Origin of the sequence: Microbacterium sp. 3J1, assembly GCF_001049495.1 — a bacterium.
GTDB lineage: Bacteria > Actinomycetota > Actinomycetes > Actinomycetales > Microbacteriaceae > Microbacterium.
This window is the reverse complement of record NZ_CDWI01000006.1, coordinates 1-23,911: the sequence shown is the minus strand read 5'-3', so window position 1 is coordinate 23,911 and position 23,911 is coordinate 1. Positions and strand designations below refer to the sequence as shown.

Sequence of the window (23,911 nt, the reverse complement as noted above, 5' to 3'; positions counted from 1 at the left end):
ACCCGGGCCGCACCCACCCGTCGTCCGCTGCGGGGCCAAAAGTGCACCCGTCGTCCGCTGCGGGGCCAAAAGTGCACCCGTCGTCCGCTGCGGGGCCAAAAGTGCACCCGTCGTCCGCTGCGGGGCCAAAAGTGCACCCGTCGTCCGCTGCGGGGCCGAAAGTTCACCCGTCGTCCGCTGCGGGGCCAAAAGTGCACCCGAATCGCGCGTTTCCGATGCGCTATTGACCCCGCGCGCAGTGAGGGCTGCCACCCCACAACCCGGCTCGCCGCCCCCGGCCCGCCGCCCCCGGCCCGCAGCCCCCGGCCCGCCGCACCCGGCCCGCCGCCCCCGGCCCGCCGCACCGCGGCCAGGCGCACCGCTGGTCGGATAGCGATTCCCACTACGCTTGCGCGCCGCCCCGTCTCATGCCATGCTGTCGGAAAGCGCTTACCGATCGAGCGGGGCGCACGGCTTCACAGAACGGACCAGCAATGTCACAGGCGACGACCCGCGAGATCGGGATCATCATGAACGGCGTCTCCGGGCGCATGGGCTACCGGCAGCACCTCGTGCGCTCGATCCTCGCGATCCGCGACGAGGGCGGCATCGAGCTGCCCGACGGATCCCGCATCACGGTGAAGCCCCTGCTCGTGGGCCGCAACGAGGCCAAGCTCGCCGAACTCGCCGCGAAGCACGGCATCGACGACTACACGACCGATCTCGACGCCGCCCTGGCCGACCCGAAGTGGGAGATCTACGCCGACTTCCTCGTGACCAAGGCCCGCGCCTCGGCGATCCGCAAGGCGATCGCGGCAGGCAAGGCGATCTACACCGAGAAGCCGACCGCCGAGTCGCTCGAAGAGGCGCTGGAACTCGCCCGTCTCGCCGACGAGGCGGGCGTCAAGACCGGCGTCGTGCACGACAAGCTCTACCTGCCCGGCCTGCAGAAGCTCAAGCGCCTCATCGACTCGGGATTCTTCGGCCGCATCCTGTCGGTGCGCGGAGAGTTCGGCTACTGGGTGTTCGAGGGCGACTGGCAGCCGGCGCAGCGCCCGTCCTGGAACTACCGCACCGAAGACGGCGGCGGCATCATCACCGACATGTTCCCGCACTGGAACTACGTGCTGGAGAACCTGTTCGGCGAGGTCAGGAGCGTCTACGCCCAGGCGGCCGTGCACATCGCCGACCGCTGGGACGAGAACGGTGAGCACTACACGGCCACCGCGGAGGATGCCGCGTACGGCATCTTCGAGCTCGAGGGCGGCATCATCGCCGAGATCAACTCCAGCTGGACGGTGCGCGTCAATCGCGACGAGCTCGTCGAGTTCCAGGTCGACGGCACGCACGGATCCGCGGTCGTCGGACTCTTCGGCGCCAAGATCCAGCCGCGCAACGCGACGCCCAAGCCCGTGTGGAATCCCGACCTCGAGGACACCCGCGACTACGACGCCGACTGGCAGAAGGTCCCCACGAACGACGTCTTCCTCAACGGCTTCCGCCAGCAGTGGGAGGAGTATCTGACCTCGTTCGTCGAGGGAACCGTGTACCCCTTCGACCTGCTCGCCGGCGCCCGAGGGGTGCAGTTCGCCGAGGCCGGGCTGACCTCGAGCGCCGAGGGCCGCAAGGTCGCCATCGAGCCGCTGGCGTTCTGATGGCACGTCTGACCCTTCTCGACGCCGCGGGGGCGGTGACGGATGCCGAGCTCCGCGAAGGCGGCGGCTACTCCCGCCCGACGGCGCCGCTGCAGAGCCGTGTCGCCTACGCCGCCGCGCACGTCGTGCCGAAGGTCCACGCCGACAACACCCCCGGTCAGCCGGCCGACATCGACTGGGACTCGACGCTCGCGTTCCGCCGCAACGTCTACTCCTGGGGTCTCGGCGTCGCGGACGCGATGGATACGGCCCAGCGCAACATGGGCCTCGACCCCGCGGCGACCCGTGAGCTCATCTCCCGCAGCGCCGAGGTCGCGCGGGAGGAGGGCGGCTCGGTCGTGGTCGGCGTCAACACCGACCACATCGCCGACTCGCACATCTCGCTCGACCGGGTGATCGACGCGTACACCGAGCAGCTGCACTTCACCGAGGAGCAGGGGGCGGGCCCCGTGCTCATGGCCTCCCGCCACCTCGCGCGGGTGGCGACGGATGCCGACGACTACCGCCGCGTCTACCGATCCGTCCTGGACTCGGCGACGTCGCCGGTCGTGCTGCACTGGCTCGGCACGGCGTTCGATCCCGAGCTCGCGGGCTACTTCGGCGCGGATGACTGGCAGACGGCATCCGCTGTGCTGCTCGACGTCATCGAGGAGAACGTCGACAAGGTCGCGGGCGTGAAGATGAGCCTGCTGAACGCCGACTCCGAGATCTCGGTGCGTGAGCGCCTTCCCGAGGGTGTGCGCATGTTCACGGGCGACGACTTCAACTACGTCGGACTCATCGGCGGATCTCCCGCCGACGCCGCGCCTCCCGCCGACGGCTCGACGAGCGCGAGAGGTCATTCGGATGCCCTCCTCGGCGCGTTCGCGGCGATCACGCCTGTCGCCTCCGCGGCGATCCAGGCTCTGGACGCCGGTGACGCGCAGCGGTACCTCGACATCCTCGGCCCGACCGAGGTGCTCAGTCGCCAGGTGTTCGCGGCTCCGACGTTCTACTACAAGACGGGCGTCGCCTTTCTCTCGTGGCTCAACGGGCACCAGCCCGCGTTCCAGATGGTGGGGGGTCTGCACTCGGCGCGGAGCCTTCCGCACCTCAGCCGCATCGTCGAGCTCGCGAACGCGTCGCTCGCGCTGGAAGATCCCGAGCTCGCGCGCGACCGCTGGCATGGGATGCTGCGCCTGAACGGAGTATCGGTATGACCTCGTACGCGACCGACCCTTCGACGCGCTCAGGGACCGACCCTTCGACCGACGCCGGGTCGCTGAGCCTGTCGACGCGTCCCGACCCCCGCCTCTCGATCAACCAGGCCACGATCAAGCACGCCGACCTCGCGACCGCGCTACGGATCACCGCTGATGCCGGTGTCCAGGCGATCGGGCTCTGGCGCGAGCCGGTGAACGAGGTCGGGCTCGACGTCGCCGCACGGATGCTCGCCGATTCGGGTCTGCGCTTCACGACGCACTGCCGCGGCGGATTCTTCACTCTGCCCGACGGCGCGGAGCGCATCGCCGCCCTCGACGACAACCGACGCGCGATCGAGGAGGCCGCGACGCTCGCCGCCGCCGCAGCCGAGGGATCGACCGCCGTGCTCGTGCTCGTCGCGGGCGGTCTGCCGGTCGGGTCGCGCGACCTGATCGGCGCGCGGGAGCGGGTCCGCGACGCGATCGGCGACCTCGCCGCCGACGCGAAGGCGGCGGGGGTGACCCTCGCGATCGAGCCCCTGCATCCGATGTACGCCTCCGACCGCGCAGTCGTCTCGACGCTGGGCCAGGCACTCGACATCGCCGCGGACTTCGACGCCGAGGTGGTCGGTGCCGCCGTCGACACGTTCCACGTCTGGTGGGACCCGCAGGTTCTCGATCAGATCGCCCGCGCAGGCCGCGAGGGGCGCATCGCGACGTATCAGGTGTGCGACTGGAAGACGCCTCTCGCCGCCGACGTGCTGCTCTCGCGGCACTATCCGGGCGACGGCGTGATCGACTTCGGCTCACTCACGCGCGCCGTGATCGACACCGGGTATGACCGGGACATCGAGGTCGAGATCTTCCACGCCGACATCTGGGCGGATGCTCCCGAGAGCGTCGTACGATGCACGGCCGAGTCCTTCTCCACGGCCGTGTCCCCGCACCTGCGCTGACGGGTCTCGCACCCCGCCCAGTATGCTCGGGTCATGACTCTGCCGGAAAGCCCTTCCCGCGTGCGCGCACCGCGGCACTCGCGCGGTGCCGCCCCGACCCTGCACGACGTGGCGCGAGAGGCCGGGGTCTCGCTCGCCACGGCATCCCGAGTCCTCAACGGGTCGGAGCGCAAGGTGGCCGAGTCGTTCCGCGAGCGTGTGGAGCAGGCCGCAGCCGAGCTCGGCTACAGCGCCAACGTCTCGGCGCAGGCGACCGCGCGGGGCACCTCGCCGGTGATCGCGCTGCTCGTCGCCGACATCGCCGACCCGTACTTCGGGCTGATCGCCGCGGGGGTGGCGCGCGGCGCCGACGAGCACGGCCTCGTGGTGACGATCGCCATCACCGAGCGTGATCCGGCCCGTGAGGCGCGCATCGTCCGCGCGCTCCGTGGGCAGCGGCCCCAGGGGCTGATCCTCGCGGCATCCCGCACGAACGAGCCGACCGACTCCGACACCGCCAAGGAACTCGCCGAGGTGACCCGCTTCGGCGGTCGCGTCGTCACGTTCGGGGCCGGCGGCGCCGAGAACCGGCACGTCGAGATCGACAACCGGGCCGGCGCCGACGAGCTGGGCCGTCGCATGGCGGCGCTGGGCTACCGATCGGCCATCGCGATCGGCGCCGCCGAGGGCGTGCTCACCTCCGACGAGCGACTCGCGGGCTTCCGCGCGGGTTTCGAGGGCGGTGGAGGGACGATCGACCGGGTGATCCGCGGGGACTTCCGACGCGAGTCCGGTGCGCAGGGGATGAGTGAGGCGCTCGCTGCGGGCGTCGAGCCGGGAACCCTCGTGTTCGGGATGAGCGACGTCGTCGCGATCGGCGCCATGTCGGCGATCCGCGACGCCGGTCGTGCCGTCGGCGCCGACATCGCGGTCTGCGGCTTCGACGACGTGCCGTCGAGCAGCGACGTGACCCCGGCGCTCACGACCGTCCACGTGCCGCTGAGCGAGGTCGGCTACCAGGCGTTCCGCGCGACCGTCGACGCCGACTGGGAGCAGGCGGTCCTGCCGCTCGAGGTCGTCGTGCGGGCCAGCACCCCGGGCATCGCCCGATGACACGGGTCGTCCTCGCCCCTGACAGCTTCAAGGGCACGATCACCGCGGCGGATGCTGCGGCCGCGCTGGCCGAGGGATGGGCCGCGGTCGATCCCGAGGCGACCTTCGTGCTCCGCCCGATGGCCGACGGCGGGGAGGGCACCGTCGCCGCGTTCGCCGCCGCAGTGCCCGACGCGCAGCGGATGCCGGTGACCGTCGACGGCCCCGCCGGGGTGCGCATCGATACGGGCTGGCTGCTGCTGCCCGCCTCGCCGGACGCGCCGGGCGGCACCGGCGTCATCGATCTCGCCTCGACCTCGGGCATCGAGCTGCTGCTGGAGCTGCGTCCGTGGGATGCCGATACGACCGGATTCGGTCAGGCGATCGCCGCCGCGCTCGATCACGGTGTCAGCCGCCTCGTCGTCGGGATCGGATCGAGCGCCTCGACCGACGGCGGCACGGGGATGCTCGCAGCCCTCGGCGCCCGATTCCTCGACGCCGCCGGTGCTCCCGTCGCGCGCGGTGCTCGGGGCCTGGCCGACATCGCGTCCGTCGACCTGAGCGACCTGCGCACGGCGCCCGAGGTGATGGTGCTCACGGACGTGACCAATCCGCTCGTGGGCGAGCGCGGCGCCGCCGCCGTGTTCGGTCCGCAGAAGGGCCTGGATCCCGGGGCCGTCGAGCGGGTGGATGCTGCGCTCGGACGCCTCGCCGACCTGCTCGGACTCGACCCCGCACTGCCCGGCACGGGAGCTGCCGGAGGCACCGGCGGGGCGCTGGTTGTGTGGGGCGCGACGCTCGCACCCGGCGCCGCAGAGGTCGCCGAGCTCATCGGTCTCGCCGGTGCGATCCGCGACGCGGACGTCGTCGTCACCGGAGAGGGGTCGTACGACGGTCAGTCCGGCGACGGCAAGGTGCCCTCGTTCATCGCGTCGGTCGCGGCGGCATCCGGAGTGACGGCGCTGCTCGCCGCCGGGCGCATCACGGCCGACTCCGACGCCGCGCTGTTCGCGGCATCCGCGTCTCTCACGGACCTCGCAGGGTCGTCGGATGCCGCTCTCGCCGAGCCCGCCCACTGGCTGCGCGAAGCCGGAGCCGTGCTCGCCGGTTCGGTCTGACCGCTCGAACCCGCCGCGGCCACAGCATCCGTCATCCGGGGGTTGGGGTTGCCCTCGCGCAGTCCCGGTCCGCCGGCCCCCCCGGTCCGCCCCGGTCCGCCCAGTCTGCGCCCGCCGGCCGGCGCCGGTCCGCCCGCCCCGGTCCGCCCCCTCGCCCGGGCGGGGTCGCTTTCGCATCGCGCCCTCCATCCGGGGTCACTTTCGCACCGGATTCGGCCGTTTCGGGTGCGTTATCGACCCCGCATCCGGGACTGAGGGAGGGATCTGGCTCGCGCAGCCCCCGCGTCCGCTTGCCGGCCAGGCGGGGTCACTTTCGCATCTCGCCCGCCAGGCGGGGTCGCTTTCGCACCGGAATCGGCCGTTTCGGGTGCGTTATTGACCCCGCATCCGGGAGTTAGGGAGTATCGGGCTCGCGCAGCCCCCGCGTCCGCTTGCCGGCCAGGCGGGGTCACTTTCGCACCGGAATCGGCCGTTTCGGATGCGTTTTCGACCCCGCATCCGCGAGCCCGGACGCACTTCTGCCCCCGCACGGGCGACGACAGGGGGCAGAAGACAGCGGAGCAGAAAACAGCGGAGCAGAAGACAGCGAGCAGAAGACAGCGAGCAGGTGCCGAGCGTCAGGCGCCGAGCGCCGCCGACACCACGGCACGCGCCTCGGCCTGCACCTCGGCAAGGTGCTCCGGTCCGCGGAGGCTCTCTGCGTAGAGCTTGTACACGTCCTCCGTGCCCGACGGACGCGCGGCGAACCACGCGTGCTCGGTCTGCACCTTGAGCCCGCCGATCGCCGCGCCGTTGCCCGGGGCGTGCGACAGCTTGGCCGTGATCTCCTCGCCGGCGAGGGTCGTCGCGGTGACGGCATCCGGGGCGAGCTTGCCCAGTGTGGACTTCTGCTCGGGCGTCGCGGGGGCGTCCACACGCTGGTAGGCGGACGATCCGAAAGCCTGCTCCAGCTCGGCGTACCGCTCCGACGGCGACTTGCCGGTCACGGCGATGATCTCGGCCGCGAGCAGGCAGAGAAGGATGCCGTCCTTGTCGGTCGACCAGACCGACCCGTCCTTGCGGAGGAAGGATGCTCCGGCCGACTCCTCGCCGCCGAAGGCGACGGATCCGTCGAGCAGCCCCGGCACGAACCACTTGAAGCCCACCGGAACCTCGAGCAGTCGGCGACCGAGCGACTCCGCGACGCGGTCGATGATCATCGACGACACGAGGGTCTTGCCGATCGCCGCGTCGCGCGGCCACTCGGCGCGGTGCGAGAACAGGTAGTCGATCGCGACCGCGAGGTAGTGGTTGGGGTTCATCAGGCCGGCGTCAGGAGTGACGATGCCGTGGCGGTCGGCATCCGCGTCGTTGCCGGTGAGGACGTCGTAGTCGCCCTTCTTCGCGACGAGCGAGGCCATCGCCGAGGGCGACGACGGATCCATGCGGATCTTCTCGTCCCAGTCGAGCGTCATGAAGCGCCAGGTCGGGTCGACCTCGGGATTGACGACGGTGAGGTCGAGGTCGTGCACCTCCTTGATCAGCTGCCAGTACTCGACCGAGGCTCCGCCGAGCGGGTCGGCGCCGATGCGCACTCCGGCCTTGCGGATCGCGTCGACGTCGATGATCGACGCGAGGTCGCGCACGTACGCGTCGCGGAAGTCGTAGTTCGGCAGGGCGTCCCAGTCGATGTCCGAGAAGCGCTCGCGCTTCACTCCCTCGAGGCCGTTCGCGATGAGTTCGTTCGCGCGGTCCGCGACCCATCCGGTCGCGTCGGTGTCGGCGGGCCCGCCGTGCGGGGGGTTGTACTTGAAGCCGCCGTCGCGGGGAGGGTTGTGCGACGGGGTGACGACGATGCCGTCGGCGCGGCCCGCCGCATCGGGTGCGAGGGCGCGGTTGTAGGTGAGGATCGCGTGGCTGAGCGCGGGCGTCGGCACCCAGGAATCGCGGGAGTCGACCCGCACGTCCACGCCGTTCGCGACGAGCACCTCGATGGCGCTGCGCTCGGCGGGCAGGGACAGGGCGTGGGTGTCGCGTCCGAGGAACAGCGGGCCCGTGATGCCCTGGCTCGCGCGATAGTCGACGATCGCCTGCGTCGTGGCGAGGATGTGATGCTCGTTGAAGCTGTTCGACAGCGAGGATCCGCGGTGGCCGCTGGTGCCGAACACGACGCGCTCGGCGGCGACGTCGGGGTTCGGGGTGCGATCGTAGTAGGCGGCGATCAGCTCGTCGACATCGATCAGGTCAGTGTCCTCCGCGGGGAGGCCGGCACGGCTCGTCATGCAGACAGTCTGCCCCGATCTCGGCATCCGCGCATCTCCTGCCTGCGGCCCTTGACGCCGGCCGGCTTGCGCGGCAGAGGGGTCTTCGGGGTGCGACCGAGTCGCTAAGGTGAAACGCGTGACTGAACGCCGTACCTACAGCTACCTCGGCCCCGCCGGAACCTTCACCGAAGCGGCGCTCGACCAGGTCGCTGAGGCGCGCGGACAGAACTGGCGTGCGGTGCACAACGTCGGCGAGGCGCTCGACGACGTGCTCACCGGCGTCTCGGATGCCGCGATGATCGCGATCGAGAACTCGATCGAGGGTGGCGTCTCGACCACGCAGGACGCTCTGGCGACGTTGCCCGGTCTGCGGATCATCGGCGAGTACCTGGTGCCGGTGAACTTCGTGCTCGTGGCTCCGCGCGGCACCGCCCTCTCCGACGTCAAGGTCATCGCCGCGCACCCCGTCGCCTATGCGCAGTGCCACGGCTGGCTCGGCGCGAACGTGCCGTCGCATTCGCACGTCCCGGCGGCGAGCAACGTGGCGTCCGCGATCGGCGTGCTCGACGGGTCGCTTCCGGCGGAGGCGGCCATCGCCGCCCCCGGCATCGTGAAGCACCTCGATGTGGACGTGCTCGCCGAGGGCATCGGCGACAACGCCCAGGCCGTCACCCGCTTCGTGCTCGTCACCCGCACGACCACGGCGCCCGCTCCGACCGGTGCCGACAAGACCTCGCTCATCGTCGAGCTGCCGCACGATCACCCCGGATCACTGCTCGAGATGCTGGAGCAGTTCTCCACGCGGGGCATCAACCTGTCGCTCATCGAGTCCCGGCCCATCGGCGACGAGCTCGGACGCTACCGCTTCGTGATCGACGCCGACGGGCACATCGAGCACGAGCGGATGGCCGACGCCCTGCTCGGCATCCGTCGGTTCAGCCCGCGCGTGGTGTTCCTCGGTTCGTACCCGCGCGCCGATCGGCAGATCGTGCAGTACCCCGACCGCTACGCCGACGACGTGTTCGTGGAGGCGCGCGACTGGCTGCGCGGCCTGCTCTCGGGCGAGCCCGAGGCCTGATTCCGGGCGCGTTCCTCGCGCGCTCGGGCGCCCTGCCCGGGTCCGAGCGGTGTCGTGGGGACGACGTCAGTGCTGGCGGAACATCGGCCAGGCGCTGCCCGGCCTCATCCGCGAATGCAGCGCGCCCTTCGCCGATTCCAGCGTCGGGTAGGTGCCGGACGCGGCATCCGATCCGGCCATGACGACGGTGTACCCCTCGTCGTCGTGTCGGATGCTGCCGACGACGCCGTTCGTGCCGTAGGCCACCCAGAGGGCCAGGGTCTTGGTGCTCATCATCGAACCCCTTCCGTTGGTGGTGACGCTACGCCCCGCCGCACCGGAATACCAGCCCTTGGTGGGCCGTGAGCGGGCTGTGCGCCCCGTTGCGGGGTCAGTTTCGCATCGCGCGGCTGAGCGGGGTCACTTCCGCATCGCAGAAGGGTGATCCGGATGCGGAAGTGGCCCCGCCCGGGAGTCGGATGCGGAATTGGCCCCGCCCGGGAGTCGGGTGCGGAAGTGGCCCCGGCTGGTGGCGAGTGAGGCGCTGCCGGGCTCAGCGTGTTGCAGGCATCCGTGATCGCACTCAGCGTGCCTGCGCGGGGTCACTTCCGCACCCCAGAAGGGCGATTCGGGTGCGGAAGTGGCCCCAGCCGGACGTCGGATGCGCAATTGGCCCCGGCTGGTGGCGAGTGAGGCGCCGCCCGGGGGCAGCGGGTTTCCGGCATCCGTGATCGCGCTCAGCGTGCCTGCGCGGGGTCACTTCCGCACGGCAATGGGGCGATTCGGGTGCGGAACTGGCCCCGGCTCGAGGAGCGGGTGCGGAAGTGGCCCCGGCTGAAGGGCGGGGACGGAAGGGCAGGGACGGAAGGGCAGGGCCTGGAGGGGCGGGACGGGACGGAAGGCCAGGGGTGGTAGCGGAACGGCGGAAGCGAAGTCAGCGGCGGGATGCCATCGCGCGACGGATGCGGTCGATCAGCGGTCGTGTGTCGTCCAGGTCGAGCTGGGTCACGCGGATGACGATCCATCCGCGGTCCTCCAGCTCGCGTTGTCGCTGGACGTCGCGCCGCCACTGATCGCGGCTCGTGCGGTGGCCGTCCCCCTCATACTCGATCGCGATCTTGAGTGAGGGGAAAGCCATGTCGCTCCGAGCGATGAGGAGGCCGTTCTCGTGGATCTCGTGCTGCACGACGGGTTCAGGAAGACCTCCCGCCACGATGAGCAGCCTCGTCTCGGTCTCCTTCGGCGATTCCACGTTCTCGCGCGCACGGGGCAGGGCGTCGCGAACTCGTCGAGAGCCAGGGAAGCGGCCCCATTCGCGCAGGCGCTGCTCGATGTCGGCCACGGTGAGTGGCGGACGGCCACTGCGCAGCCCGGGATAGTTGTCGGAAGTGCTGATCAGCGCATCGAGGGTGATGACCACCTGATCATCGGTTAGTGATGCGGCGCACATGAACAGAGCCGCGACGGGATCGATGACCGGGATTCCGCCGATTCGCCACGGATGGGCTCGTCCCTCGGCCAGGCGTCGACCGGTGACGCCGCGACTGCGGGCGCGCGCCGACCCCGTCGTCACGACCACGATGATCGGTGCCGCGATGCTCCAGATACCGGGATGCGGGTACCCCCACACTCGCAACGCCGTCTCCCCGCCGATGAGTTGACCGCGATGCAGGCGGGGCGCGAGGGCGGCGACTCGCTCGAGCGGCGTCTCCGCAGTCATGACCGAGCGCACCCCGCGGAAGGGGCGGTCGAGATCGCGTGCGGAGACGCGGCCCCGTCCTATCCCCTCGGCCGCGGCCTGTCGCACGGTGAAATGGCGGCCGAGCTCGTCGGGCAGGAGTATCCGATGGCGCATCCGATCAGGATCGGTGATCGGATGCGCCACACGGGCCGGACGATCGCCTGGATCCCGACAGTTGTGGACAAGTCGCGCCTGTGGATGGCATCCGGGGTGCATTCCTCCGGCGGGGTGCGGGGTCAGTTCTGCATCCGGAGCCGCATGCGGGGTCACTTCTGCATCTGAAACCCGGTTTTAGGATGCGGAATCGACCCCGCGTGCGCGCGGAGGGGGGTGGGCGCGTTGCGAGCGCGGTACGCGCGGAGGGGGCGGGCGCGTTGCGAGCGCGGTACGCGCGGAGTGGGCGGCGGGCGCTTCTCCGGCGAGGTGCGGGGTCAGTTCTGCATCCGGAGCCGCGTGCGGGGTCACTTCTGCATCTGAAATCGGCTTCTAGGATGCGGAATCGACCCCGCATGTGGGCGGCGGCGGACGCGGCGCGACGCGGCACGCGCGGCGCGCACCGCGCAACGACTCAGAGCGCTGCGGCGACGAGCTCCAGCGTCTGGGCGCGACCGGCCGCCGAGTCGCGCGGCTCCGCCTCGTACGATCCCGCTACGGGAGACAGCATGACCTCGTCCACGCCGTGGGTGGTCGCGAAGGCGCGGACCCCTTCGGCGACCGACTCGCCGGTGCCGACGAACCACCGCGAGCGCGCGGCCTCGATGACCTGGTCGGTCGCGGCATCCGTCTGCGCGGCGAGCGCCTCTTCGACGGTCTCCAGCGCGGCGAGCGGCTGGTTCAGGCGCAGTCGCGCCATCATGCGCAGCTGCGGCAGGGCGCGGGCCTCCGCCTCCTCCTGCGTCGGTGCGGCGACGGCGTTGACGGTGAGGAACGTCCGCGGCTCCGGATGCTCCTCGCTCGGCCGGTAGGCGCTGCGATACAGGTCGAGCGCGCGTTCGAGGCCCTGCCCCGAGAAGTGGTTCGCGAAGACGTAGGGCAGTCCGTGCGAGGCCGCCAGCTGCGCGGAGTAGTCGCTCGACCCGAGCAGCCACACCTCGGGGGCGCCGGTCGCCGCCGGGGTGGCGCGCACGGTGTACTCGCCTCCGGATGTGAAGCGCACGGTCGCGCCGTCGCCCGAGACGAGGGCGGCGATGTCCTGCACGTTGCGCGGGAACTGCTCGACGTCGCTCGTGGTGCCCGACCCGCGCAGCAGCTGGGTGATCACGGGGTCGCTGCCCGGGGCCCGGCCGAGACCCAGGTCGATGCGACCGGGGGCGATGGCCTCGAGGGCGGCGAACTGCTCGGCGACGATCAGCGGCGCGTGGTTCGGCAGCATGACGCCGCCTGAGCCGAGGCGGATGCTGGTGGTGCGCGTCGCGGCGGCGGCGATGAGCACCGGAGGGGTCGTGGAGGCGACGGCCGGCATGTTGTGGTGCTCGGCGAACCAGTAGCGGCGGTAGCCGAGGCGATCCGCCGCCTCGGCGAGGGACAGGGAGGCCGCGATGGCCTCGGCGCTGGTCTGCCCGGTGCGCACCGGGACGAGGTCGAGAACGGAGAGAGCAGTCATCGACGGATGCAACGGCGAGGGAGGGCGGGGAATTCCCACCCTCCCTGTCTCGCTCCGTCCGGTTGGAAGGATCCGTGCCTCAGGCGGCCGCGGGCCGGGCCGCGGTGAAGGCGTCGGCGAGCCGATGCCTCGCGAGCCGGTAGCGGATCAGCCACGCGGCGCTGAAGCTCTGATCGGGGAGCTCCTGCAGCGTGGCGCGATCGTCCGCGTCGAGTCCGTCTCGGCTTGCCTCACGCAGCAGGTCGTCGCGCGTGGCGGGGTACTCCATCGCCGAGAGGAAGCGGTCGAGTGCGGGTGAGATGCCCATGAGATCGTCCTTTCTGAAGAAGGGGGCGGGCCGGTCAACGACCCGCCCCGCGTGGTGTCAGGCGTTGATCGCCTGTCGCCCCTCGGTGGATTCCACCTCGATCTTGCGCGGGCGTGCTCGCTCGCTGACCGGGATGATCACGGACAGCACGCCGCTCTCGTACGACGCGCTGATCGCGTCGAGGTCGACTCCGTCGCCGAGCGTGAACTGGCGGAGGAAGGCCCCGGCGCCGCGTTCGCGCGCGAGCCAGCGGACGCCTTCGCGGGTGTCGGCCGTGCGCTGGGCGCGGATCGTCAGCTGCCCGCCGTCGAGATCGACGTCGATGGACCCGGGGTCGACACCGGGCAGATCGGCGTGCAGGACGTACTTGTCTCCCTCGCGGAAGAGGTCCACCGGCATGAGCCGGGGTGCGCGAACGGAGTCCAGCACGCTCGCGGCGAAGCGATCGAGCTGACTGAACGGATCGAATGACAGTGCCATGAGTGTCTCCTTTCGTGCGGCCCCTGATGGGGCGGTCTACGATGCAGATTATCTGCATCTGTTGCTATAGATTTGTTATAGACCAACTTCAGATAAGATGCAACTGCCGATCGAAGGGAATGCGGATGAGCGAGCGGGACTCGAAGACGCCGGTGTACGGCATCGCGGTCGCGGCGCAGCTGAGCGGCGTCCCCGAGGCGAGCCTCCGACTGTTCGAGGCGAAGGGGCTGCTCACCCCGGCGCGCAGCGACGGCGGCACCCGCCGATACAGCGACGACGACCTCGCGCGGGTGCGCCGGGTCACGGGGCTGCGTGACGAGGGCATCAACATCGTCGGCATCCGTCGGGTGCTCGATCTGCAGGACGAGAACGCCGACCTCCGCGACGAGCTGGCCGACGGCCGCAGCTGAGCCGCGGCTCGCTCGATACCCTTTCCCCATGGATGCCGAGATCTTCTATGTGCTCGTCGGTGCGGTCGTCGTCGCGGCCATCGCGCGATGGCGCGGATGGCCCGCACCGCTGCTGGTCACGGTCGTCGCGCTCGCGGCATCCTTCCTCCCGTTCATGCCCGAGCTCGAGATCGACGGCCACCTGCTGCTCAACCTCGTGCTGCCCCCGCTGCTGTACTCCGCGGCGCTGGACGTCTCGTTCGTCGGCTTCAAACGCAGCCTCCCGCAGATCCGCCGTCTGGGCATCACCCTCGTCCTGCTCACCTCGCTCGCCGTCGGACTCGTCGCCTGGTGGATCCTCCCGTCGCTGACCCTGCCGGGCGCGCTGCTGCTGGGGGCGATCGTCGCGCCGCCTGACGCGGTCTCGGCGGCGGCGATCGGCCGCAAGCTCGGGCTGCCGCGGCGCATCATGACGGTGCTGTCGGGTGAGAGCCTCATCAACGATGCGACCTCGCTGACCCTCTACCGGGTGTTCGCGGCCATCCTCGCAGGAGCCACCGTCGGCGTGGTCGACGGCATCGGGCAGTTCCTGCTCGCCGTGGGTGTGGGCGTGGCCGTCGGCCTCCTCTTCGGCGTCGTGCTGCATCAGCTGCGCATGCGCATCACCGACCCGGTGGTGATCGGGACGTTCGGGCTGCTCGCCCCGTTCGGCGCCTACGCGATCGCGGAGCACCTGCTCGGATCCGGCGTCCTCGCGGTCGTCGCGATGGGGCTCTACGTCGGCTACAACTCCCCGCGCACCGACTACACGACCCGTCAGCAGGAGGCGCCTCTGTGGCTGTCGGCCGACCTGCTGCTCGAGAGCTTCGTGTTCGCGTACATCGGCCTGCAGTTCCCGCGCGTCCTCAGCGACCTCGGCGGTGAGGAGGTCGGCCGCATCCTGCTGCTCTCGGGTGCGGTGCTGCTGGTCGTGCTCGTGGTCCGTCCGCTGTACATCTACCCGACGAACGGATGGGCGAACCTGCAGGACCGCCGCCGCCTCGCGCGGTGGGATCGGGCCGTCGAGTCCGGAGCCTTCGACGAACGACGACGCGACTCGAGGCGATGGAAGCAGTACTCCGCCGAAGAGCTGCGCTCGAAGATCGTGCGCGACCGCATGGCGGGGCTGCAGCTCACATGGAAGGACAACGCCGTCATCTCCTGGGCGGGCATGCGCGGAGTCGTCACGCTCGCGACCGCGCTCGCCGCCGCCGACCTCGCGACCCTCGGCCGGGAGCCGTCGCACGCGATCGTCGTCGTCGCGTTCATCGTCACGGTCGGCACCCTGCTGCTGCAGGGCCTCACGCTTCCGCTGCTCATCCGCGGTCTCGGCATCGCCAGCGACGTCGACGAGGAGGAGGACGAGAGGGCGCTCGACGCGGTGAGGGCCAAGAGCCGCGAGGCGGGGGCCGCGTTCCTCGCCGAGAAGCGCGTCGAGTGGGAGAAGAAGTACGGCGACGTCGACCTCGGCGTCTTCGACGCCTTCACCCAGCGCATGACCCGCGTCGAGAAGGACGCGGCGGAGGCGCAGGAGGTCGAGGATGCCGTGGCGCGGCCGTCGTACGACGACCTGGTCGCCCTGTCGCGCGGGTGGCTCCAGGTGCGGCGCGACATCCTGCTCGCCGAACGGGACGCCGGCAATCTCGACGAGGAGGTCATGCGCGAGCTCCTCACCGCGATGGATGCTGAGGAGCTGGCGCTCGACACCCGCGGCGCGACGCGCTCGCAGGGCCGCGCGTAGCCGATGCATGCAGAAGCGCCCCACCCGACAGGGGCGAGGCGCTTCGGCGAGACGACGCTCGGGTCAGCGGGTGGCGGCGGTTTCCTTGTCGGATCCCGCGGTGTCGGATCCCGCGGTGTCGGATGCGGCAGCATCCGCCTCGCGAACTTCGTCGTCCGAGTCGTCGGCGAAGGGCAGGCCCTCGCGCGGGGCGTTGTAGAGCTCCTCGTCGAGGATGCCCTCGCGCTTGGCGACGATGGTCGGCACGAGCGCCTGACCTGCGACGTTCACCGCGGTGCGGCCCATGTCGAGGATCGGGTCGATCGCGAGCAGCAGGCCCACGCCCTCGAGCGGCAGGCCCAGGGTCGACAGCGTCAGCGTGAGCATGACCGTCGCACCGGTGGTTCCGGCGGTGGCGGCGGATCCGACGACCGAGACGACCACGATCAGCAGGTACTGGACGATGTTCAGCTCGATGCCGAAGAACTGTGCGACGAAGATCGCGGCGATGGCGGGGTAGATCGCGGCGCAGCCGTCCATCTTGGTGGTCGCACCGAACGGCACGGCGAACGACGCGTACGAGCGGGGCACGCCGAGGTTGCGCTCGGTCACGCGCTCGGTGAGGGGCAGGGTGCCGATCGACGAGCGGCTCACGAACGCGAGCTGCACGGCCGGCCACACGCCCGAGAAGTACTGCCTGATCGACAGCCCGTGCGTCTTGACGAGCACCGGGTAGACGACGAACAGCACGAGTGCGAGGCCGACGTAGACAGCGATCGCGAACCAGCCGAGCGAGGCGAGCTTCTCCCAGCCGTACTCGACGACCGCCGCACCGATCAGGCCGAAGGTGCCGAGCGGGGCGATGCGGATGATCCACCACAGCACGCGCTGGATGACCTTGAGCAGCGACTCGGTGAAGGCGAGGAACGGCTCGGCCTTCTTGCCGGCCTTGAGCGCTGCGATGCCGACGGCGACGGCGATGACGATCACCTGGAGGATGTTGAAGCTGACGCTCGACGAGAACGTGCCCTCGGTCGCGCCGGGGTTCGTGCTCACGCTGAGGCCCAGGAAGTTCTGCGGGATCAGGCCGAGGAGGAAGTTCCACCACGTGCCGACCGTGTAGGGCTCGGCGGGTTCGAGGCCGTCGCCGGCACGCGCGCCCGGCTGGATGACCAGGCCGAGCACGATGCCGATGGTCACGGCGATGAATGCGGTGATCGCGAACCACAGCAGCGTCTGACCTGCGAGGCGGGCGGCGTTCTGCACGCGGCGGAGGTTCGAGATGCTGGCGACGATGGCGGTGAAGATCAGCGGCACGACGGCGGCACGCAGCAGCGTGACGTACGAGCTGCCGATCGTGTCGAGCGTCGCCGACAGGCCGTTGGGGCTGTCCGCGGTCGCGCCGAGCTGCCGGGCGATGAGTCCTGCGGCGATGCCGAGGACGAGAGCGGCGAGGATCTGGAAGCCGAACGACGTCAGCAGCTTCCGGACGGGCCCTCGGGTGTCAGGCGCCTTCGCGGCGCGGACGGTGGTGCTCATGGGGTGGGAACTCCAGGATCGGCGCGCGGGGACGCGCGGGGGACACGGTGCGCGCCGACGGCGCGCCATAACGCTCAACGGTAGGAGTCCGCGGAGATTCCCGGGGCGGACATGACGAAGGATGACGGTGCCGCGGCATCCGTCATCCTTCGCCGTGCGATCAGCAGGGGCCTACTGGGCCAGGCACTCCTCCTGCTTGTCCTGGAGGATCTGGGTGGTGAGCGCCTTCTCCTCCTCGTTCTTCTGCTTGTCCTCGCCGTTGGCGATGTACGTGAGCGTCTCGTCGCTGAGGTCGGAGTCGACCAGCGCCTCGGCGAAGCAGGAGGCCACGTCGTCGGTCATCACCTCACCGAGACCCTGGTCCTCGTAGACCTTCTGGATGCCGTCGGCGACGTCGTCCGCCGCCGGTCGAGCCGATCCGCCGCAGGCGGCGAGCGAGAGGGCGAGCGCGGCCACGGGCACGGCGAGCAGGAGGCGGGAGAAGGGACGCGTTCTACGGTCGGTGAGCATGATCAGGACGCTACGGGGTCATAGTCAACGCACAGAAGGGGGTTGCGGCGGCGGGACTGTCTGTGCCGCTTTCCTGCGGCTGCGCTCGCTCTGCGTCCATCCCCCCGGAGGTCAGGCCAGGACGAGCAGCTCGCCGACCTCGCACCCGAGTGCGTCGCAGATCGCCCGCAGCGTCGAGTATCGGATCGCCCGCGCACGGTCGTTCTTCAGCACCGACAGGTTCACGATGCTGACCCCCACGCGGGCGCTCAGCTCGGTCAGGGTCATCTCCCGCTCGGCGAGCAGCTCGTCGAGGCGGCAGTGGATGCCCGTGAACTCGTCGTCTTTCTCGGCGGGGCTCACACGAGACCCCGGGTGTCGTTCTCGAGCGTGACCTTCTCGCGCTGCAGGCGGTCGCCGATCGCGAACACCGTCGAGATCAGGGCGACGACGAACGCGCCGAGCACGAACGTGAACGGCTCTACGGTGATCACCGCGTTGTCGAGGCCGTTGTCCGTCACGACCGCGACGGTCGCGTTCGCGAGCATGTTGTCGAAGAACCGCACGGCAGCGAAGCCCAGGAGGCCGGTGATGCCGGCGGTGGCGACGAGTGCCGTGTGCCCGCGGCTGAAGACGCGACCGCTGAGGGTGCTGCGGGCGAGCAGGATCAGGCATCCGATCACGACGACGATCGTCAGGATCTGCAGCACCTGTCCGATGATCCCGGGCACGGTCGCGATCGCGGGGAGCTGCGGAGCGGTGATCGTCGCGCTGTCGAGAGCGACCGCGACGGTGCCGCCGGTCGTCAGCGGCAGGTCGACCGGAGGCGTGTCGGGAGCGAACTCGACGAGCACCGGCACGTTCGCGCCAGAGGCCAGCTCGATGATCCGGATGATCGAGGAGAACGTGATGGAGGCGGCGATCACGACCCCCGCGATGCAGAAGGCGAACAGCGATGCGGTGTCACCGCGGGACATCGTGCCGGTCTTCGTCGGGGTCATCATCCGCTCCTTATCGATCATCGTTATTACCGATAGTCGTTAATATAACGACAGTCGATAAGGTCGTCAACCCGGCCCGGCATGCACCATCCGTCGCCGACCGTCACGGCGCTATGCCGACGGCGAACACGGGCATACAGCATCCGCACGGTGGTTACTCTCGATGTACAGGCGCGGAGACCGTCGAGGGATCCTCGCTTCGCCCCAGTGCGAATAAGGAGTCACAGCATGTTCGAGAGATTCACGGACCGAGCCCGTCGAGTGGTCGTCCTCGCCCAAGAAGAGGCGAAGATGCTCAACCACAACTACATCGGCACCGAGCACATCCTGCTCGGCCTCATCCACGAGGGCGAGGGCGTCGCAGCGAAGGCGCTCGAGAGCCTCGGCATCTCCCTTGACGCCGTCCGCGAGCAGGTTCAGGACATCATCGGCCAGGGTCAGCAGCAGCCGACCGGGCACATCCCGTTCACGCCGCGCGCCAAGAAGGTGCTCGAGCTCAGCCTCCGCGAGGCGCTTCAGCTCGGCCACAACTACATCGGTACCGAGCACATCCTGCTCGGCCTCATCCGCGAGGGCGAGGGTGTCGCAGCCCAGGTCCTCGTGAAGCTCGGCGCAGACCTGAACAAGGTCCGCCAGCAGGTCATCCAGCTCCTGTCCGGTGCTCCCGGGCGCGAGCCGGCAGCCGTCGGCGCGCAGTCGAACGACACCCCGAGCGCCCAGGGCGGCTCGCAGGTGCTCGACCAGTTCGGCCGCAACCTCACGCAGGCCGCGCGCGACAACAAGCTCGACCCGGTCATCGGTCGCGAGAAGGAGATCGAGCGGGTCATGCAGATCCTGTCTCGCCGCTCCAAGAACAACCCCGTGCTGATCGGTGAGCCCGGCGTCGGCAAGACCGCCGTCGTCGAGGGTCTCGCGCAAGCCATCGTCAAGGGCGATGTCCCCGAGACGCTGAAGGACAAGCAGCTCTACTCGCTCGACCTCGGCTCGCTCATCGCCGGTTCCCGCTACCGCGGCGACTTCGAGGAGCGCCTGAAGAAGGTCACCAAGGAGATCCGCACGCGCGGCGACATCATCGTCTTCATCGACGAGATCCACACCCTCGTGGGTGCGGGTGCCGCCGAGGGTGCGATCGACGCGGCCAGCATCCTCAAGCCGCTCCTCGCCCGCGGTGAGCTCCAGACCATCGGCGCCACCACGCTCGACGAGTACCGCAAGCACTTCGAGAAGGATGCTGCGCTCGAGCGCCGCTTCCAGCCGATCCAGGTGAACGAGCCGAGCCTGCCGCACGCGATCAACATCCTCAAGGGGCTGCGCGACCGCTACGAGGCTCACCACAAGGTGCAGATCACCGACGGCGCGATCGTCGCGGCGGCGAACCTCGCCGACCGCTATGTGTCCGACCGCTTCCTGCCCGACAAGGCCATCGACCTGATCGACGAGGCCGGCGCCCGCCTGCGCCTGTCGATCCTGTCGTCGCCTCCCGAGCTGCGCGAGTTCGACGAGAAGATCGCCGCCGTGCGCGAGCAGAAGGAGCAGGCGTCCGAGGATCAGGACTTCGAGAAGGCCGCATCGCTGCGCGACGAGGAGAAGAGCCTCCTCGCCGAGCGTCTGCGCCTCGAGAAGCAGTGGCGTTCGGGTGACGTCGCGACCCAGGCGGTCGTCGACGAGGGCCTGATCGCCGAGGTGCTCGCGCAGGCCACCGGCATCCCGGTCTTCAAGCTGACCGAGGAGGAGTCCTCGCGACTCGTCTTCATGGAGAAGGCCCTGCACCAGCGGGTCATCGGTCAGGAGGAGGCCATCGCGGCGCTCTCCAAGACGATCCGTCGTCAGCGCGCCGGCCTCAAGGACCCGAAGCGTCCCTCGGGCTCGTTCATCTTCGCCGGACCCACGGGTGTCGGAAAGACCGAGCTCGCGAAGGCACTTGCCGAGTTCCTGTTCGACGACGAGGCGGCACTGATCTCGCTCGACATGAGCGAGTTCGGTGAGAAGCACACCGTCTCGCGTCTGTTCGGTGCCCCTCCCGGATTCGTCGGATTCGAAGAGGGCGGCCAGCTCACCGAGAAGGTGCGCCGCAAGCCGTTCAGCGTGGTGCTGTTCGACGAGATCGAGAAGGCCCACCCGGACATCTTCAACTCGCTCCTGCAGATCCTCGAAGAGGGTCGCCTGACCGATGGTCAGGGCCGCGTGATCGACTTCAAGAACACCGTCATCATCATGACCACCAACCTCGGTGCGCGTGACATCGCCGGTGGACCGGTCGGCTTCCAGGTCGAGGGCAGCAGCTCGACGACCTACGACCGGATGAAGGGCAAGGTCAACGAAGAGCTCAAGCGCAACTTCAAGCCCGAGTTCCTCAACCGTGTCGACGACATCATCGTCTTCCCGCAGCTGAACAAGGAGGAGCTGGTGCAGATCGTCGATCTGTTCACCAAGCGCCTCGGCGAGCGTCTGCTGGACCGCGACATGACGATCGAGCTCTCGCTCGCCGCCAAGGAGCGTCTCATCGAGATCGGGTTCGACCCGGCGCTCGGTGCCCGCCCGCTGCGCCGCGCGATGCAGCACGAGGTCGAGGACCGCCTGTCGGAGAAGATCCTGCACGGCGAGCTCAACCCCGGCGACCACGTGAAGGTCGACGCGAAGGACGGCGAGTTCCTCTTCGAGCACGGGCCCCGTGGCGAGAAGGTCGCGGTCGGCGTCAACACCGGCGGCGGCGCGATCACCGGCACCCCCGACCTGGCGGTCGCCAGCGGGGAGTGACCTGATACAGAAGGGGCGGATGCGCACAGCATCCGCCCCTTCTGCGTGTCCGGGGTCGCACCCCCTCTCGCCTCCCACCCGCACAGCTTCGGAGCCGGGGGGCCGACGCGCCGCAGGATCGTGCCATCCTCCGGCGTGTCGGCCGCGGCATCCGAATCTGTGCACGGGTCAGCGGCCGAGCCCCGCTCCATCAACCCCGGCACTTCGGCATTCCGGGCGCGCCCAGGAGGCAGGCAGGCGACGAGTTCTAGGCTGGATGCCGTGAGTGAGTACATCGTCCGTCCTGCGCGCAGCGCGGACATCGTCGGCATCCGGGCGCTTCTGCAGCCGATGGTCGAGCAGCGCATCCTGCTCGGAAAGGACCTCGCCGTCCTCTACGGGGCCGTGCAGGAGTTCGTGGTCGCCGAGGCCGACGGGGAGCTGATCGGATGCGGCGCGCTTCACGTGTTCTGGGAGGACCTCGGCGAGGTGCGCACCCTGATGGTCCGCGATGACTGGCTGCATCACGGTGTCGGCGGCGCGATCGTCGGCCGGCTCGAGGAGCACGCCAGGGTGCTCGGCCTCAGCCGCCTGTTCTGCCTCACCTTCGAGGTCGAGTTCTTCGGCCGCCGGGGCTACACCCCCATCGGCGAGCAGGTCGTCGACCCCGACGTGTACTCGCAGTTGCTGCGCAGCGGTGACGCGGGTGTCGAGGAGTTCCTCGACCTCGCGCACGTGAAGCCGAACACGCTCGGCAACACCAGGATGATCAAGGTGCTCAACTAACCTGGAATCATGCCCCGTCACTCCGCCGCCGTCTATCGTCGCCGGCGTCTGGCCATGCTTCTCGGGCTGATCCTCGTCGTCGCCGTCATCGGTGCCGCGGTGTGGCTTCTCGTCGCGCGGCCCTGGGCGGGCGCGACCGAGGCGGGCCCTGCTCCGACCTCCACCGCGACGGGCGCGCCGACGCCCGATCCGACCCCCGGTTCGACGCCCGATCCCACACCGACCGAGACCCAGGAGGGCGAGGCGCCCACCGACGGGCCCAGCGTCGAGCAGAGTCCCGGTCCGGTTGCGTGCGAGGCACGCGACATCGAGGTCGCGGCCGTGACGGATGCCGACACCTACCAGCCCGGCGCCCTGCCGAACCTGTCGATCTCGCTCACGAACCGCGGCGCTGCCGACTGCACCATCGACGTGGGCTCGACGACGCAGGTCTTCACCGTGTCCAGCGGCGCGGACGTCTGGTGGAGGTCGACTGATTGCCAGGCGAATCCGAGCAGCATGATCGCGACCCTCGCGGCCGGCGCGACCGTGACGAGCAAGGTTCCGGTGGTGTGGGACCGCACGCGTTCGAGCGTCGAGACCTGCGCGCAGGAGAACCGTCCGCGCGCGCCGGGCGGCGGCGCCTCGTACCATGTGTCGGTCGAGATCGGCGGCTTCGCGGGCACCGCGTCGAAGCAGATCCTGCTGTACTGACCGTGTGCGGTCGGCGCGAGTCCGCCGCAGTGATCACGGTCGCATCTCGAATACAGTCCTGAACTCAGGATCGATGCAGACAGTGCCCGTTCTTTGGGATACCATTGAGGTGGCTCTCAGATCATGCGGCGCATGCCATCCCCAGTGGCGTCGACTCACAGCGTCCCCAGCGCTTCGACATGCCGCGCGAGAGTCCGAGGGCCCTCTCGAGTACCCCAGTCCCCAATGGAGGACTCGAGAGGGCCCCAATCGTCTCCGCCGTTGTTCGGCGTCCTCGTCTGTGGCGCTGGTGCGGTGCGCTGTGCGCGGCTCGCGGCTGGCGGGGTCGCGGCTGTGGGGCTCGCGGCTGTGGGGCTGAATAAGCTGGACTCATGGCAGCGAAGAAGTCGAAGTCCGGCAAGAACAAGCCCGCACCGGAGGAGTTCCGGTCGGATGCTCTCGCGCAGGCCCTCGAGAAGCAGGACATCGCCGCGGTCGCGCTGGCGCTACGCCACGGCATCACCGTCGTTCCGCTCGTGAAGCCGGGTGCGCGGGACAACCCGCTCGACACCGGCGAGGTCTGGACATATCGCGACCCGAAGTCGGGCGACCTCGCGCTGCTGCTGTTCAGTGACGCGAAGAACAAGCCTGAGAACCTGCCGCCCGGCGTCGGGATCTACACCGCCGACTGGCTGCGGAAGTTCCTCGTCGCGCACCCCATCACGACGGTCTTCCTCGACATCGCGGGACCGCATCCGATGCAGGCGTCGCCCGAGGAGATCCTCAAGGCGCTCGACGCCTGACTCAGCGCGCGCGTCGCGCGCTGCGCGCTCTCGCGTTCGGCAGCCGGTAGCGGATGTGCGCGCGTGCGGGGTCAATAGTGCATCCGGTTTGTGCGTTTCGGGTGCGGTTTTGGCCCCGGCTGGTGCGGGGGAGGCGCGGAAGAGGCGCTCGGCCGTATGCGACCGGTGCGGGGTCAATAGTGCATCGGATGGGTGCGTTTCGGGTGCGGTTTTGGCCCCGGCTGGTGCGGGGGGAGGCGCGGAAGAGGCGCTCGGCGCTGGGCGACCCGTGCGGGGTCGAAAGTGCGTCGGGTTCGGGCGTTTCGGATGCGTTTGTGGCCCCGGCTGGGCGCGGGCGAGCACGGAA

The 23,911-nt window shown here is 69.8% G+C and carries 22 protein-coding genes; 12 read left to right on the top strand and 10 right to left on the bottom strand.

Annotated features, from left to right (window positions below; all coding sequences use genetic code 11):
• Positions 1-473 precede the first annotated feature (473 nt).
• The 5 genes from BN2660_RS03490 to BN2660_RS03470 are packed head-to-tail and all read left to right on the top strand — an operon-like array spanning position 474 to position 5,960.
• On the top strand, positions 474-1,634 hold the full coding sequence (locus tag BN2660_RS03490) for a Gfo/Idh/MocA family protein (RefSeq protein WP_091227380.1): 1,161 nt from the start codon (positions 474-476) through the stop codon (positions 1,632-1,634).
• Complete coding sequence (locus BN2660_RS03485) at positions 1,634-2,833, top strand: dihydrodipicolinate synthase family protein (RefSeq protein ID WP_091227378.1); 1,200 nt, start codon at positions 1,634-1,636, stop codon at positions 2,831-2,833. The genes BN2660_RS03490 and BN2660_RS03485 overlap by 1 nt, the downstream gene beginning before the upstream one ends.
• Entirely contained in the window at positions 2,830-3,771 is a 942-nt protein-coding gene (locus BN2660_RS03480; protein WP_091227375.1) for a sugar phosphate isomerase/epimerase family protein, read from the top strand. The genes BN2660_RS03485 and BN2660_RS03480 overlap by 4 nt, the downstream gene beginning before the upstream one ends.
• A gap of 33 nt (positions 3,772-3,804) precedes the next feature.
• Positions 3,805-4,863 carry a LacI family DNA-binding transcriptional regulator gene (locus BN2660_RS03475; RefSeq protein WP_091227372.1) on the top strand — a complete coding sequence of 353 codons (1,059 nt, stop codon included), beginning with the start codon at positions 3,805-3,807 and terminating at the stop codon, positions 4,861-4,863.
• A complete protein-coding gene (locus tag BN2660_RS03470; protein ID WP_091227370.1) occupies positions 4,860-5,960 on the top strand; it encodes a glycerate kinase in 1,101 nt (366 codons plus the stop codon). The genes BN2660_RS03475 and BN2660_RS03470 overlap by 4 nt, the downstream gene beginning before the upstream one ends.
• A gap of 617 nt (positions 5,961-6,577) precedes the next feature.
• Here BN2660_RS03470 and pgm read toward each other — a convergent pair.
• Positions 6,578-8,221, bottom strand: coding sequence for a phosphoglucomutase (alpha-D-glucose-1,6-bisphosphate-dependent) (gene pgm, locus BN2660_RS03465; protein WP_091227367.1), 1,644 nt, complete (start codon positions 8,219-8,221; stop codon positions 6,578-6,580).
• Between the two features lie 109 nt (positions 8,222-8,330).
• Between pgm and pheA the strand changes: the two genes are divergently transcribed.
• On the top strand, positions 8,331-9,281 hold the full coding sequence (pheA, locus tag BN2660_RS03460; protein WP_091227365.1) for a prephenate dehydratase: 951 nt from the start codon (positions 8,331-8,333) through the stop codon (positions 9,279-9,281).
• Between the two features lie 66 nt (positions 9,282-9,347).
• Here pheA and BN2660_RS03455 read toward each other — a convergent pair whose 3' ends face one another.
• The 5 genes from BN2660_RS03455 to BN2660_RS03430 all read right to left on the bottom strand — a co-directional run bounded on the left by BN2660_RS03455 (position 9,348) and on the right by BN2660_RS03430 (position 13,391).
• A complete protein-coding gene (locus BN2660_RS03455; protein ID WP_255305006.1) occupies positions 9,348-9,554 on the bottom strand; it encodes a methyltransferase in 207 nt (68 codons plus the stop codon).
• 640 nt (positions 9,555-10,194) lie between these two features.
• A complete protein-coding gene (locus BN2660_RS03450; RefSeq protein ID WP_141651229.1) occupies positions 10,195-11,115 on the bottom strand; it encodes a hypothetical protein in 921 nt (306 codons plus the stop codon).
• A 454-nt stretch (positions 11,116-11,569) separates the two neighbouring features.
• Complete coding sequence (locus BN2660_RS03440) at positions 11,570-12,604, bottom strand: LLM class flavin-dependent oxidoreductase (protein ID WP_091227354.1); 1,035 nt, start codon at positions 12,602-12,604, stop codon at positions 11,570-11,572.
• A 79-nt stretch (positions 12,605-12,683) separates the two neighbouring features.
• On the bottom strand, positions 12,684-12,911 hold the full coding sequence (locus BN2660_RS03435) for a DUF2795 domain-containing protein (protein WP_091227350.1): 228 nt from the start codon (positions 12,909-12,911) through the stop codon (positions 12,684-12,686).
• A gap of 57 nt (positions 12,912-12,968) precedes the next feature.
• Positions 12,969-13,391: an Hsp20/alpha crystallin family protein gene (locus BN2660_RS03430; RefSeq protein ID WP_091227347.1), complete on the bottom strand. Its 423-nt coding sequence runs from the start codon at positions 13,389-13,391 to the stop codon at positions 12,969-12,971.
• Between the two features lie 125 nt (positions 13,392-13,516).
• Between BN2660_RS03430 and BN2660_RS03425 the strand changes: the two genes are divergently transcribed.
• Together BN2660_RS03425 and BN2660_RS03420 are read left to right on the top strand one after the other, a co-directional pair.
• Positions 13,517-13,801 (top strand): MerR family transcriptional regulator, encoded by a 285-nt coding sequence (locus BN2660_RS03425; protein ID WP_091227345.1) that lies wholly within the window; start codon positions 13,517-13,519, stop codon positions 13,799-13,801.
• Positions 13,802-13,829: 28 nt separating this feature from the next.
• Positions 13,830-15,560 (top strand): cation:proton antiporter, encoded by a 1,731-nt coding sequence (locus BN2660_RS03420; protein ID WP_091227342.1) that lies wholly within the window; start codon positions 13,830-13,832, stop codon positions 15,558-15,560.
• Between the two features lie 63 nt (positions 15,561-15,623).
• Here the strand turns inward: BN2660_RS03420 and BN2660_RS03415 are convergent, their stop codons facing one another.
• The 4 genes from BN2660_RS03415 to BN2660_RS03400 form a co-directional block, all read right to left on the bottom strand.
• Positions 15,624-17,078, bottom strand: a complete 1,455-nt coding sequence (locus tag BN2660_RS03415; RefSeq protein WP_176697075.1) for a dicarboxylate/amino acid:cation symporter — start codon at positions 17,076-17,078, stop codon at positions 15,624-15,626.
• Positions 17,079-17,249: 171 nt separating this feature from the next.
• Positions 17,250-17,588: a hypothetical protein gene (locus tag BN2660_RS03410; RefSeq protein ID WP_091227340.1), complete on the bottom strand. Its 339-nt coding sequence runs from the start codon at positions 17,586-17,588 to the stop codon at positions 17,250-17,252.
• A gap of 111 nt (positions 17,589-17,699) precedes the next feature.
• The gene (locus tag BN2660_RS03405) at positions 17,700-17,930 is read right to left on the bottom strand and encodes a helix-turn-helix domain-containing protein (RefSeq protein ID WP_091227337.1); all 231 of its coding nucleotides are present in this window, start codon (positions 17,928-17,930) and stop codon (positions 17,700-17,702) included.
• Entirely contained in the window at positions 17,927-18,568 is a 642-nt protein-coding gene (locus tag BN2660_RS03400; protein ID WP_176697074.1) for a hypothetical protein, read from the bottom strand. Before BN2660_RS03400 ends, BN2660_RS03405 begins: the two co-directional genes overlap by 4 nt.
• 228 nt (positions 18,569-18,796) lie before the next feature.
• On the opposite strand from BN2660_RS03400, the gene BN2660_RS03395 reads away from it, so the two are divergent.
• The 4 genes from BN2660_RS03395 to BN2660_RS03380 all read left to right on the top strand — a co-directional run bounded on the left by BN2660_RS03395 (position 18,797) and on the right by BN2660_RS03380 (position 23,565).
• On the top strand, positions 18,797-21,325 hold the full coding sequence (locus BN2660_RS03395; RefSeq protein ID WP_091227332.1) for an ATP-dependent Clp protease ATP-binding subunit: 2,529 nt from the start codon (positions 18,797-18,799) through the stop codon (positions 21,323-21,325).
• Positions 21,326-21,586: 261 nt separating this feature from the next.
• Positions 21,587-22,090 carry an amino-acid N-acetyltransferase gene (locus BN2660_RS03390; protein ID WP_091227329.1) on the top strand — a complete coding sequence of 168 codons (504 nt, stop codon included), beginning with the start codon at positions 21,587-21,589 and terminating at the stop codon, positions 22,088-22,090.
• Positions 22,091-22,099: 9 nt separating this feature from the next.
• Positions 22,100-22,783, top strand: coding sequence for a hypothetical protein (locus tag BN2660_RS03385; RefSeq protein WP_091227328.1), 684 nt, complete (start codon positions 22,100-22,102; stop codon positions 22,781-22,783).
• A gap of 371 nt (positions 22,784-23,154) precedes the next feature.
• Positions 23,155-23,565 (top strand): dehydrogenase, encoded by a 411-nt coding sequence (locus tag BN2660_RS03380; RefSeq protein ID WP_091227325.1) that lies wholly within the window; start codon positions 23,155-23,157, stop codon positions 23,563-23,565.
• Positions 23,566-23,911: the final 346 nt, after the last annotated feature.